Raw genomic sequence first — 13,102 nt, 5'->3', positions numbered from 1 at the left:
CTTGATCCAATCTATTTGGTGAGATGGGTATGGGCCAGATGCTGGCTGAATTGAAAAATCCGTTCTAATGACAGTTTGCGGATCGCCGGCTCATCAAATTTCATTGGCCGTGAGTTGGCTTCAAAGAACCACAGGCTGCCATTCTCATCGACACCCAGATCCATGGACATCTCACCGAGAATATGCGTGGATGCCCGCTCGATTTGCCGGGCGATCAGCAGGGCTGTAGTTGGAACGTTCTTGAGAATTGCCGTTGCCCGATCATTTCCAAAGTTCCCCTCCAGCATACTTTCGGGTTCCTCGATGCTCCCCCCGCGCGGTACATGGGTTGTGATGCTTCGTGCCCCAGCAAGGCGCGCGCCAACACCGGTAACGGACCAACCTCCTCTGCCGTTCTTTTGCAGCAGGACACGCAGGTCAAACGGGCGCCCCCGGTGTGTGGCCAGAGTTATGGCTTGCTGCACGATATAGAGTTCGGTCCCTTTTTCCTTGTTGATCCGGGCCCACAGCCGCTCAAGGGATGCAGCCTTATAGGTTACGTTTTTCTTCCCGCTCTGGATTTGCAGACGATAGGGCAATATTGAATCATCGCGATATTTGAGTCTCATGATCCCTTTACCAGCCTTGCCGTTCTCCGGTTTGAGATAAAGATTGTCATGATTTTTCAGCATGAGCGCCAATGTACGGGAGCTTCGCAGACGTTTCGTCTGGGGAACATGCTTTGAAGTAGATCGAGAGTCCTTGAGCCATTCAAACAGATTCCATTTATTGAAAAAATAAGGATTGTACAGCACAATGTCCGGATGCTCCAGACATTGTGCTATTTTACGTGCGACAGGAACTTTCTCTTCCTCTTCCCGGGTGGGAATGCGGTTATAAATGATCTTAGGAAGAGGCGCCTGAATAGTTTGCCAGATTTTCCCTCCTGCCGTAGGAACATAACCGATCACGGTATCGGAATCGAGATTTAACTCCCGAACCGTTACTACATATACGAAGTAGCCGAGCTCTTTGCCGGTTCGGATGATATCCCTGAAGTTATTCCTGTTGCCGCAAAACTTCCGTTCCTTGTCGCTTGTCGTCAGAATGGCGATCACCGGTTTGTCGTCAGGGATTCGCGAGATCACGTTTCATCCCTCCTGCGGAATTTGCTGAGGTACAGGCAATGCTCCAGAATATGCTCGATAGAGGCTTTGCCTTCGGCGCGGAGTGAAGGGTGGCGGAAGATGGATCTTCCCGGCTTCGCATTGGCTTCGAACATCCAAATATCCTCATCTTGATCGATCCCCAGGTCAAAGCCGATTTCTCCAAGCAGATGCCTGTGCTGGATTTCCAGGGATTCCGCAAGCTTGACGGCGGTTGCCTTGGCTTGTTGGAGCACTTCGTCAGCTCTGGCGCCGAATACGCGTCCGAGTGCCTGTTGCGGTGTGAGAAGAGAGCCGCCATTCTTCAGGTGTGTCGTAACGCTGCCGCGTCCGGCTTTCTTCGCTCCGATTCCGACAACGACCCACTGATTGCTGCCGTTCTTGTGCATATGGAAGCGGAAGTCGATCGGGCAACCGTCGATTTCAATCAGGCGGATCCCCTGCTGTACAACGTAGTTACCGAGGCTTCGGCCATGGCGGCCTTGCAGCATCCGCATCAGGCTGTCAAAGTTTGCGAAGCGCAGCAGGACATTTTTGCCGTCCCGGCGGTAACGGGCGAAGTAGCCTTTTTTCGGCAGATAGGTAAGCCTGTAGATGCCGTGGCCCAGACTCCCTGCGGAAGGTTTATAGTAGACGAAATGATGCCGGTCCAGCATATCTCTCATTTTCTCCGGAGCCGGGTTGCTGTGTGTCTCCGGCACATAACGGTAAGCGCCGCTGTCATTCTCCAGCAGGCGGTAAATGTCGGATTTATTGAAGAAGCTCCAGTTGAAGAACGGAATTTTCTTACGCATGAACCGTTCCCGGAGCTGGCTGATATAAGGGGAAGTCTCCGCACGGCGGCTGGGAAGACGGTTATAAACCACATCAGGAAGAGGAACAATCTTGCGTTCAAATTTACCGCCTTCAGTCAGAAAATAGCCGTTCACCTGATCCTGCTGCCAATTAATATCACGGGGCATAAACGCAAAGATATAGCACACATTACTGCCTTCGCGCAGAAGCTGCTTGATGAACCCCGTTCGGGACCCGAAGGGCGAACCTGAAGAAGCAGGTCCGTCTGACAATACGCCGACAAGCGGACCAAGCTGGACCTCATCGTTCTGGAGATTTCGTAAAAAGATGCCTCCCGTTTTGGGCACTTTGATGGCACTCTTAACTCCGGAGGCGAGGAACATGTGCTTGCCGGTACGTTTGATTGGCTTGATCATGGCCGGGATGGTTTCTTTACCAAGCCGCAGCCTGATATTCTTTTTCCCGGACAGTTTCAGGCTTTTCATCAGCTCTCCTGATACATAGACTACTCTTTGGGGTTGCTTGGTGAAATGCACATTGCAAAAAGTGAGACTCATTGATGAATCCTCCTTAGGAACCATTGATATCATATTTACGGATACACTGGAGTGGCCCGGCCGATGACCGGGATACCCTTGCTTGCAAGCATCAGATGACGGGCATAACGCAGTGGATTCTCATAGGCGAGCTGTTCAGCTCTACGGTCGCCCATTAACCGGAAGACACTGCGACCTGGCTTGGAATTCGCCTCAAGTAAGGTAATTCTGCCACCGCCATCGATCCCGAAGTCGAGCCCCAATTCACCGAGTCTGCCGCAGGCGGATTCCAGCAGAGGAGGGAGGATAGAAGCTTCATCGGCAATTTGTTCCCGGATAACAGCTCCTAATGCTCCGTATTCTTCTTCCAGAAAAGGCTCTAGTGCCACAGCGGTTGCCCCTCCATGCAGATTAGAGGTGAGTGAACCGTGTGTCCCGAGGCGAACGGCCATCCCGGTACGTCCCCAGATTCCCCGTCCGTCCTTTTGCATCAGCACCCGAACATCGAAAGGCTGACCACTCCGGCTGGTAAGCTGGAGATAAGGCTGCATGAGATAGCGACGCGGATGGATAAAATGGTCAATCCACAAGAGTCCTTCTTCCAATTGGGTGAACTCGCCGTGAAAAGCCTTATTTCTCCCGTCACGGCCCCTGACGTATAGACCTTTGTTTAGCTTCACGGCATGCAAGGTCCGTTTCCCGTGAGTTCCAGCCAGTGGCTTGAGGAATACCCCGTATTCCCTTTCTGCCAGCATATTGCTTAGACCGCGACTCCCTGTGTAGAGTTTGGTTTCGGGCAGCAGCATCGCCGCTCTCTTGCTGCGTTTCAGGATTTCATGTACGCCCCATTTGTCCGGCAGCCCCCTGGACCAGGGAAGTGCCTCCGAAAGGGCGTTCAGGGCGGAAGCTGCTTCTTTGCGTTCTTGTCTGCTTTCATAAAAGCAGCGATTATAGATGATATCCGGCGCTTGTGATTCGGAGGTTACCCATTGTCCGTCTTTCCGGACTTGGCCATGGATTGATTTTCCGTCTGGAGATACCCCATCCGGTTGAAATATTGTGACGTCCAGACCATACTGCGGGGCCATACGGCACAAACGATTGTAGAAGCTTGATTCGCTGCTGGTGAGGTTTCCGCTTCGGCGGAATGTCATAATGCCAAGCCGTCCAATCGAAGTTTCTGTCATGTGGCCTCCTATAACCCGGCCAAATAACGGCAATACTGCACCATTTGCTTCACAGACGGCCTGATTTTCTGATCACTCAGCGGTGTATTATCATTTTTAGAGGGCTTCGAATTCACCTCAAGCAGCCAGATCTTGCCAGACTGGTCCAGGGCAAGATCGATTCCCAGTTCACCGAAGTGGGCAGGGATATGGGTTTCTATACCGCGCGCAATGGCTAGTGCCGCCTTGGGTAGTCCGGTATGGGCGCTATCTTTGGCTCCAGAGGGAAGATTGCTTTTGGAAATAGCCTCCTTGACAGGACTCAGGGTTCCACCTTTGGCTAGATTGGAGACGAAATGGTTATTCCCGGCCGTACGGGCAACGATCGAGGTGACTCCCCATTTGCCAGTATTGTTTTTTTGCACCAGTGCCCGGAAATCCACCGGCCTTTTGCCTAGTTCCATAAGGGGTAAGCCTTGTTGAATTTGAAACCGTGTGCTTTTCATCTTTGGTGCGATAGACTGGAACAGTTTTGGCAGACTCGGATAGCTCTGCTTACGTGTGCCGAGTGGTGTAGTAGACATCAGGCGGTAGCCGCCGCCTTCTTCTCTGGAAATCCGCAGGATTCCTTTGCCAAGGGAACCGCGTATCGGCTTCAGGAAGATAACCGGATAATGGTTACACATTCTTTTGAACTGGTCATATCCGCTGAGCAGATGCGACTCCGGCAAATAGCGCTGAAGTGAGGAATCTTGGCGTAGTGCATCGAACACTTCGGTTTTATCCAGAAATTTTTCGTTGAAAAAATGGGTGCCATAACGCGATTTTACATCGGCTAAAAAATGCTGTACGCTAGGTTTATTCTCTGTTTTCCGCGAGGTGAGGCGATTGTTGATAACATCGGCGATAGGAAGATTCAGCTTCCGCCAGCCCCCTTCGTACACCCAGCCCTGAATCGTGGAGCCGCTGCGGGATTCCAGTGCTTCCGGCGTAAAGAAATATACATATGCGCCCTGTGCACGGCAGGCATTGGTCAGTTCCCGGCAGAACATGGTAATGGGTCCAAACACTTTGTCAGGGTTATCCGAATGGTCCCGGCTCACAAGTACTCCAATCAGCGGACCAAGACGCAAGGTGCGGCTTGAGGGACTGTAGGAGACATTCAGTGTATGGAGGAATTTCCATCCGGTCCGGCGTGCCAGTCCTTCGCTTACGCGCAGGCTGTCGGATTTGGGAACCGGGGTGATGGTAATCTCCTGCCGGAAAGAACCAAAGGCTAATTGCAGCGGTGCGTGTGCCGGGATTTTCAGTCTTTTCATAGACCGTTCTCCGAGCATTACGACATTTTCCTGGAGGATGCCTGATTGAACCGCGTGCACCAGGATCTTAAGCTTAGACATCGTGGATCTCCTTCCGGTAGGCAGCATGATGCCGGCAAATTAATAAACTTAAGGGTTACATATCATTCATCATATGGAGACATCTAACCCTTGGTGATTGACCCAATTTCTAAAAAGCAACTACAATCAAGGAGGAATCGGAATGAACGTATACGATAAAGCGCATGAATTGGCCAAAGCCATCAAAGAAAGCAGTGAGGTAACGGATATCACGGGCGCAATGAAATTGGTGGAGGCTGACCCGGAGAGCAAACGCATGCTGGATAATTTCCGCCAGAGCCAGATGGAGCTGCAACAGCGGATGATGAGCGGGGAAATGCCTGCGCCGGAGGAAATGGAGAAGATGGAAAAGCTCTTTGAGGTGCTCAACCTCAACCTTAGCATTCGCCGCCTGTTCGAAGCCGAACGCCGCCTGAGTGTGGTCATCGAGGACGTTAACAAAATTATCTCCGAGAGCCTGCAGCACCTGTATGGTGCGGACGCATAGTGAGATTACTAGAGTTGAAGATAAGTGGGGATCGCTAGAATAGGGCAAGAGGCACGGATGAGTGAATTAAGCTGCATATGTGCACCTTAACTCGGCCGATATCACACCTTTTTGTGTAACAAGAAAAACAGAGTGCCTTGAAAGCCGTAACGGCTTAGGCACTCTGTTTTTTAATATAATCAATGGTAGATAGATAACTACGGTAATTTCTCTATTCTAACCCTGCTTGCCCTCAATGGCGCATAGCAGAATTCCGGCGGCAAGTCCGAGACGGCGGTCAAACTGCATGTTCGGATCGCTGGAGAAATCAATGTTAATTTTACTGACGAACGGGTTGAAATTCTGCTTATAAGTTGTGATCGTTCTCCCGCCGAAGGAAACGTTATAGCTCTGGGGGATTATATTGATGAAACGGCGCAGGATGGACATCAGCAGGCTGTCTTCCTTGATGGTTCCGATCTCATTTCCGCTTGTGTTCAGGATGATCCATTCATCCGACACAATGGATTTCAAGCCTTTGCGGCGCAGGGAACCAACGAACTCTCCGGTGGTTGAATCCTTGACATCATAAGTAGCGGAGATATCCATTACATTGCGTGATTGGATGCGAAGAAGCTCCTTATGCATCTCTTCATCGGTGTAGAGGGAAATGTCCTCCTTCAACTTGAATGCCTTCATCTGTGAATAGAGCACCAGATTTTCAGCGTCGTCATAAATGTGCAGCTTCGCTCCCAGAACGGAGAATACTTTTTTGCGGATAACATAACGGGTATGATTAAATGCTTGAGCCACTTCTGCATCGCCTCCTTGGATGAAGAAATCATCTCATGAATTTCCCAAATTTACCATGCGAAAAAATACGCAGAGATCACACATCTTTGAGCAGACTTGTCTCATAATTTCCAGCTCCCGTTCATAGAGTAGATATATAGATTCTCTCAAATAGAAGGAGTTGTTCAGATGAAAAAGAGAAACAAGTTCAAGCATGTGATCTACCTATTGATCGCTCTCGGGATGCTGCTCTATGCGCTGCCGAAACTTTCGCCCGGCGGATCGGGTGTGGTGTTTGCTTTTGGCGCAGCATGGTGTGTGTTTGCCTTTTTTGTGATTGCTGCACATTTGCATTTTATCATTGGAGTAGACGAGGAGAAGTCCAAACGGTTGGAGGCGGTCCGTAAGGCTAAATTGAATCAGTGGCAGGGCAAATGGCAGGATCATGAGAAAGTCACACAACGCTCCTAAATTCCCTCATTGAACCTATTTCGAATGATTGCGAAACCCCCGAAAAGACGTTAATATAAGTACAGTATAGTACAGATCGGACTATGGGGGTGTAACAGTTGGAGGGCCAGGGCGATACGATTACTAAGCACGAGCAGTTGCTGCAGCATATAGAGGGTTTGAAGGTGGGCACGAAGATATCGGTACGGAAGCTGGCTAAGGAACTGCAGGTCAGTGAAGGTACGGCATACCGGGCGGTAAAAGAAGCAGAGAACCTCGGAATAGTCATTACCAAAGAGCGGATCGGAACGGTTCGTGTGGAGAAGAAGCCGCGTAATATTTCCGAGCAGTTGACCTTCGGCGATGTCGTGGACATTGTGGAAGGTCATGTGCTTGGAGGGGCGAACGGTCTCAGTAAACATCTTCATAAATATGTGATCGGGGCGATGAAGGTCGATGCCATGATCCGGTATATCGATGCCGACAGCCTGCTGATCGTGGGTAACCGCGATGATGTGCACTCGCTTGCATTGGAGCAGGGAGCAGGTGTGCTCGTCACGGGCGGATTTGGGACAAGCCGTGAAGTGAAAGCGCTGGCAGACCAACTGGATTTGCCAATCATTTCCTCCCGACATGATACCTTTACTGTGGCTTCTATGATCAACCGTGCTATTTTTGACCGGTTGATTAAGAAGAAGATTATGCTGGTGGAAGATATTGTAGACAGCAAGCCGCGTCTTAGCACCTTGAAAATTACGAGCACCGTGCAGGAGCTGATTCAACTGTCCCGGGACAGCGGAGAGCAGCGATTTCCGGTCACTGACGAATGGAACCGGGTAATCGGCATCGTTGGCCGCCGGGATGTGGAATCTCTGGCAGAAGAACAGAACATCGAACGGGCCATGGTGCGTAATCCCGTCACAGCCGGCCTGCAGACCTCGCTGGCTTCGGCAGCCCAGATCATGATGTGGGAAGGCATTGACTTCCTTCCTATCGTTGACCGTAATCGAAAGCTCGTTGGCTCGCTGACCCGCAAGGAAGTGCTGCAAAGTCTCCGGGACGTCCGGAATCAGCCGCAGCTCGGTGAAACCTTCGACCATCTCACATGGAATGGCTTCGCTGAAGAACGTGACGAAGAAGGACATCTGTTCTTCCATGGGTTTATTACTCCGCAGATGGCGACGGACCTGGGTACGATTTCTGAGGGGGTATTGTCTACCCTGATGACACAATCGGCATTCAAGGCTGCTAAGGACATTACTGGCAACGACCATGTGCTTGATAATATGTCCACGTATTTTGTCCGTCCCGTTCAGATTGAGGATTCGATAGTTATCATGCCGAAGCTGCTGGAGAGCAGCCGCCGCACCTGCAAGCTGGAGATTGAGATCACCCATTTGGAGACCCTGGTGGCCAAGTCCGTGCTGATGCTGCAATCTATTGATCATCCCTAAATAATGACAGTAGCTACATTATAGAATATGAAGAAGACTATCTCCCGGATTTGCGGGGGATAGTCTTCTTTCTACATTTCATAGAGTGATGGGATTGGAGAGTTCAGCTCCAGGATCTATCTACCCGTGGAGCCTGACTTCATCCGCAGATAATAGCTGCGGCTGCGCAGTCCGGAGAACATATTGAAGAGGCCCATGAGAATAAATACCGCCTCTATAATGACGCTAAGCGTGGAGCCGTGAAACAGGAACATCGACATTAGGGCTAGTGTCACTAGCATGGCGCCCATCAGAATATTAAGCGCCGACCGCTTCAGTCCTTTATCCAGTGGGTCGGGGGTACGGCGGGCTGCGATACTGAACAAGGCGGCACTGATGACGAAGATCACCAGCAGGATAAATAGCAGATATTTGATCGTTATTATCATGCAGGGCAGCTCCTTTGGCAGTAGGGTGAAGTGATTCCGTTAGCGGCAGGTTGTGCCAGTACTGCGAATTGAATGTGTGCCGAACGGAAGCATACCAGATTCCTGCATCTATTGTATCATGGCTTCACTAGACGCGCTTGAACGGTTTGACCTCGACCCAGATTTGCAGGACTCCGTCCATGACGAGCATGGTCCGGATGGACACGGAGTATTCCTTATCACGGACAATATAGATTTTTCCGTCCAGCAAGAGGCGTGCCATTTTGCTGTCGGCATCGATATCATACACACTGCGCCCGCGCAGGGGAGATAGGTCGGAGGTCATTTCGCTGATGATTTCCTTCACGGTGACTGGATCCAGCGGAACGGAGCCCTCCTTCACTTTTCCTTCCTCGGTACGTATTTTGATCTGGCGGACGACTGTGGAAGTATTGCTGTATTTCTTAAGTGTCTGGATATCTTTTTCGTACTGCTCAATCTGCACCCGCAGTTCCAGATTATTCTGCCATAGCGCATTGTAGCCCGAATGGTAAATACCGTTGTAGACAATGGCTCCCACGACCATACCCAGGACAAAGATAGCAGAAATTTGGGAGAAGCGGCGGAACTGCTGAAAAGGCGGTACTCTCATTACGTTACCCCCTGCCGCACACCCATTTGACAAGCTCACTGCCCATGTGCGCTCCCAGGAAGGCGAACGCCAGGTAGAGAATCTGCTTGATGGCGGGTGAAAGATTGCCTCCCAGCATGTTGCTCTCAATGACCCGCATAGGGTCGATGGTACCGCCGACAGCTGCAGCCAGCGCCCAAATTTTAATCCGGTCTGCGACATCAAGCATGGTATGAGTTGGCGGCTGCAGGGAGACTACAGCACCCACTCCGCCCAGCATGGCTCCCCCGAGGACAATTCCGAATGCGATAAAGAAATCAAGGACGGCCTTGCTCAAAAATAGATTCATGAAGACACTACCCCTTTCCGGACGCGGCCTAAGCCCAAAGTCTGCCTGTCCTTATGCTCTCTATCCATTCTATGGGCGCTTCCCCCCCTAATATGATAAAATAGTTTCATCTAATGTTTGAGGTTTTGAAGGAAGGAAGTGGGATCATGAGCCCTTTCGTGCATCTGCATGTGCACAGCGAATATAGTTTACTAGATGGAGCGGCACGCATAACCGATCTTGTGCGCCGGGCCGGCGAATATGGCATGGAATCGCTCGCATTAACGGATCACGGGGTAATGTACGGGGCGATCCCTTTTTATAAAGCCTGCAAGGATAAGGGCATTAAGCCCATAATCGGCTGTGAGGCTTATCTGACTTCGGGCTCACGCCGGGAGCGGGGCAGCCGTAAGGACCAGCCGATCTATCACCTGATTCTGCTTGCCAAGAATGACACCGGCTACAGGAATCTGATGGATCTGATCTCTATCGGCCACCTGGAAGGGCAGCACTACAAGCCGCGTATTGATATGGAGGTCTTGGCCTCACATGCGGAGGGTATTATTTGCTTAAGCGCCTGTCTGGGCGGGGAAGTACCGCAGCATCTGCTGCACGGGCGGGATGAGGAAGCCCGGAAAGCCGCTCTTCGCTACAAGCAAATCTTTGGTGAGGATTTCTATCTGGAGCTTCAGGATCATGGCATACCTGAGCAGAAAAGGGTCAATCCAAAGCTGATCGCTCTGGCGGAAGAGTTGGACATCGAGCTGGTTGTCACCAATGACGTTCATTATCTGTCACAGGCAGACTCCGAAGTCCAGGACGTGCTGATCTGTATCGGGACCGGTAAGACCGTGGACGATGAAGAACGCTTCAAGATCGGAACGGACCAGCTGTATATGAAAAGCGGAGAGCAGATGGCCGCGCTGTTCCCTCATGTGCCGCAGGCGCTGGAGAACACGAAGGTCATTGCGGATAAATGCAATCTGGAGCTGGAATTCGGCAAGCATATCCTGCCCGCCTTTTCGCCGCTGCCGGAAGGAATGGACTCAGCCGCCTATTTGCGCGAGCTCTGCCGAAACGGCCTTATCGAGCGTTACGGAGATTGGGCAACGCCTGAATTGAAAGAGGAAGCTTCGAAGCGGCTGGAGTATGAGCTTGGAGTCATCGAAAATATGGGCTTTTCCGATTATTTCCTGATTGTCTGGGATTTTATCGCATTCTGCCACCGCCAAGGTATAGCTACCGGACCTGGACGGGGTTCCTCCGCAGGAAGCCTAACCGCATATTCGCTTCGGATTACCGATGTCGATCCGCTTAAATATAATCTGCTATTTGAACGTTTCCTGAATCCGCACCGGATTACAATGCCGGATATTGATATCGACTTTAGCGATGAACGACGTGAGGAAGTCATCGAATATGTTGTGGGCAAATACGGTCGGAGACATGTAGCCCAGATTATCACGTTCGGCACAATGGCGGCGAGGGCCGCAGTGCGCGACGTGGGACGTGCGCTTAACCTTCCTTACGGTGAGGTTGATAAGGCGGCCAAGCTGATCCCCGGACAGCTTGGCATCAGTATTGCCCGGGCGCTGGAGCTCAGCCCCGAGCTGAAAGTGCTGTATGACGGTTATCCTAAAACCCGCGCGCTTCTCGATATGGCCATGAAGGTGGAGGGAATGCCTCGACATGCTTCGACACATGCTGCGGGGGTGGTTATTTCCAAAGGCCCTCTTACGGAGGCAGTACCGCTGCAGGAAGGTAATGAAAGCACGGCACTGACCCAATACTCGATGGAGCATTTGGAGAGCGTCGGCCTGCTTAAGATGGACTTCCTCGGCCTCCGCACCTTGTCTATCATCGAACGCTGCATGAACTGGATCAAAGAGATGACGGGTGATCTGCCTGATTTTCGGACCATTCCCGATGATGATCCCTTAACCTACGAAATGCTTGGGGCGGGAGAGACAATGGGGGTATTCCAATTGGAGTCTGCCGGGATCAGGCGTGTGCTGAAGGATATGAAGCCGAACGTCTTCGAGGATATCATCTCTGTGCTTGCGTTATACCGCCCGGGTCCGATGGAATTCATCCCCAAATATATCCAGGGAAAGCATGGTCAGATTGATGTGGATTACCCTCACCCCGATCTGATTCCGATTCTGTCCGATACATATGGGATTATCGTGTATCAGGAGCAAATTATGCAGATTGCCTCACTCATGGCTGGGTTCTCACTGGGTGAAGCGGATCTGCTCCGACGCGCCGTTTCCAAGAAAAAACGGGAGACGCTGGACAAGGAACGGAGCCATTTTGTCGAAGGCAGTCTAAAACAGGGTTATAGTGAAGCCGATGCCAACGCTGTCTATGATATGATCGTACGGTTTGCCGATTATGGCTTCCCGCGCGCCCATGCTGCTGCGTACGGCGTCCTCTCCTTCCAGACCGCATTCCTCAAAGCGCATTATCCGGTGCAGTTTATGTCCTCCATGCTGACAGCGGTGATGGGAACCCATCGCAAGGTGGCCGAGTATGTGCTGGAATCGCGGCGGATGGGCATTTCCGTGCTGCCTCCCGATGTGAATGAGAGCGGTGTGCTGTTCACCCCTGTGTCAGGCGGTGAGGCGGGCCATATCCGCTTCGGGCTTGCGGCAGTCAAGAATGTGGGCACCCTCGCCGTGGAGAATATTATGGCCGTGCGTAAGGAGCGTCCATTCGACAGCCTGCTCGATTTCTGCCGCAGGGTGGATCTGCGGGTCTGCAACAAACGGGTAGTGGAATCGCTGCTTCAGGCCGGGGCATTTGACTGCTTACCTGGTCACCGGTCGCAGCTTCTGGCCATGCTGGATGAAACGGTCGATGCCGCCGCTAAATGGCGCAAGGAACGGGATGAGCTGCAAATTCAGCTCTTCGATGATCTGATCGAAACGTCAAACTGGGAGATCAGTTATCCCGATATTCCCAGATTTACAGTAACCCAACAGCTTGAAATGGAACGTGAGCTGCTGGGGCTCTACCTCTCGGGACATCCATTGGATGATTATACAGAATTGTTGGAAGAGAACGGTGCGCAACGGCTGATGGATCTCGGTGAGGTTCCGGATGAAAGTCAGGCGGTTACCGCCGGAATGGTGGTATCCGTTAAGGAAATCACGACAAAGCAGGGCAAGGCCATGGCTTTTGTTGAATGGGAGGATCAGATCGACCGCTGCGAGGTCGTACTGTTCCCTGAGGTGTGGAAACGCAGCCGCACCCTGATTGAGAAGGGTGCGCTGCTGGCCCTGCGCGCCAAGGTGCAGCAGGGCGATGAAGACTTCAAGCTGCTGGCGGACGAAGTCGCGCCAATCAGCAGCGAGACCCTGCGCGCGCTGCAGCAGCGCCGCAGTGCGGCCCCCGCGCAGCGCGGAGCGGGCTCAGCCCGCCCCGCAGGCGCGGGGGCACCAGGCGGCGCGCAGCGCAGCGCCGCCTCCGGGCAGGCCGCAGCGCGTCCCGCTGCGGCCCATGCACCATCCGCGGGCGTTGCCGCCGCGGA

At 52.1% G+C, this 13,102-nt stretch carries 12 protein-coding genes; 4 read left to right on the top strand and 8 right to left on the bottom strand.

Going from position 1 to position 13,102, the window contains the following annotated elements:
* Positions 1 to 11: 11 nt before the first annotated feature.
* From ACAN55_RS18055 to ACAN55_RS18040, 4 genes are read right to left on the bottom strand one after another with little or no spacing between them, the layout of a single operon-like run.
* Positions 12 to 1,127, bottom strand: coding sequence for a YheC/YheD family endospore coat-associated protein (locus ACAN55_RS18055; RefSeq protein WP_379135882.1), 1,116 nt, complete (start codon positions 1,125 to 1,127; stop codon positions 12 to 14).
* On the bottom strand, positions 1,124 to 2,497 hold the full coding sequence (locus tag ACAN55_RS18050) for a YheC/YheD family endospore coat-associated protein (RefSeq protein ID WP_379135879.1): 1,374 nt from the start codon (positions 2,495 to 2,497) through the stop codon (positions 1,124 to 1,126). The genes ACAN55_RS18055 and ACAN55_RS18050 overlap by 4 nt, the downstream gene beginning before the upstream one ends.
* Positions 2,498 to 2,532: 35 nt before the next feature.
* The gene (locus tag ACAN55_RS18045) at positions 2,533 to 3,663 is read right to left on the bottom strand and encodes a YheC/YheD family endospore coat-associated protein (protein WP_379135876.1); all 1,131 of its coding nucleotides are present in this window, start codon (positions 3,661 to 3,663) and stop codon (positions 2,533 to 2,535) included.
* Between the two features lie 8 nt (positions 3,664 to 3,671).
* The gene (locus tag ACAN55_RS18040; protein WP_379135874.1) at positions 3,672 to 5,042 is read right to left on the bottom strand and encodes a YheC/YheD family endospore coat-associated protein; all 1,371 of its coding nucleotides are present in this window, start codon (positions 5,040 to 5,042) and stop codon (positions 3,672 to 3,674) included.
* Positions 5,043 to 5,184: 142 nt separating this feature from the next.
* On the opposite strand from ACAN55_RS18040, the gene ACAN55_RS18035 reads away from it, so the two are divergent.
* Positions 5,185 to 5,529, top strand: a complete 345-nt coding sequence (locus ACAN55_RS18035) for a YlbF/YmcA family competence regulator (RefSeq protein ID WP_379135872.1) — start codon at positions 5,185 to 5,187, stop codon at positions 5,527 to 5,529.
* A gap of 216 nt (positions 5,530 to 5,745) precedes the next feature.
* Here the strand turns inward: ACAN55_RS18035 and ACAN55_RS18030 are convergent, their stop codons facing one another.
* Positions 5,746 to 6,321 carry an LURP-one-related family protein gene (locus ACAN55_RS18030; RefSeq protein ID WP_379135869.1) on the bottom strand — a complete coding sequence of 192 codons (576 nt, stop codon included), beginning with the start codon at positions 6,319 to 6,321 and terminating at the stop codon, positions 5,746 to 5,748.
* A 168-nt stretch (positions 6,322 to 6,489) separates the two neighbouring features.
* On the opposite strand from ACAN55_RS18030, the gene ACAN55_RS18025 reads away from it, so the two are divergent.
* The gene (locus ACAN55_RS18025) at positions 6,490 to 6,771 is read left to right on the top strand and encodes a hypothetical protein (protein ID WP_379135866.1); all 282 of its coding nucleotides are present in this window, start codon (positions 6,490 to 6,492) and stop codon (positions 6,769 to 6,771) included.
* A gap of 98 nt (positions 6,772 to 6,869) precedes the next feature.
* Positions 6,870 to 8,204, top strand: coding sequence for a DRTGG domain-containing protein (locus tag ACAN55_RS18020; RefSeq protein ID WP_379135863.1), 1,335 nt, complete (start codon positions 6,870 to 6,872; stop codon positions 8,202 to 8,204).
* 116 nt (positions 8,205 to 8,320) lie between these two features.
* On the opposite strand, the gene ACAN55_RS18015 is transcribed toward ACAN55_RS18020, so the two are convergent.
* The 3 genes from ACAN55_RS18015 to ACAN55_RS18005 all read right to left on the bottom strand — a co-directional run bounded on the left by ACAN55_RS18015 (position 8,321) and on the right by ACAN55_RS18005 (position 9,591).
* Positions 8,321 to 8,632: a YtpI family protein gene (locus tag ACAN55_RS18015; RefSeq protein WP_379135860.1), complete on the bottom strand. Its 312-nt coding sequence runs from the start codon at positions 8,630 to 8,632 to the stop codon at positions 8,321 to 8,323.
* A gap of 127 nt (positions 8,633 to 8,759) precedes the next feature.
* Complete coding sequence (locus ACAN55_RS18010; RefSeq protein ID WP_379135857.1) at positions 8,760 to 9,263, bottom strand: sporulation membrane protein YtrI; 504 nt, start codon at positions 9,261 to 9,263, stop codon at positions 8,760 to 8,762.
* A 4-nt stretch (positions 9,264 to 9,267) separates the two neighbouring features.
* Positions 9,268 to 9,591 (bottom strand): YtrH family sporulation protein, encoded by a 324-nt coding sequence (locus ACAN55_RS18005; protein ID WP_379135855.1) that lies wholly within the window; start codon positions 9,589 to 9,591, stop codon positions 9,268 to 9,270.
* Positions 9,592 to 9,737: 146 nt separating this feature from the next.
* Here ACAN55_RS18005 and ACAN55_RS18000 point away from each other — a divergent pair.
* A partial coding sequence (locus ACAN55_RS18000; protein WP_379135853.1) for a DNA polymerase III subunit alpha occupies positions 9,738 to 13,102 on the top strand: 3,365 nt, incomplete at its 3' end.

This window comes from Paenibacillus oryziterrae, assembly GCF_042610485.1.
Classification (GTDB): Bacteria; Bacillota; Bacilli; order Paenibacillales; family Paenibacillaceae; genus Paenibacillus_AQ.
This window is presented reverse-complemented; position numbering and strand designations above follow the sequence as displayed.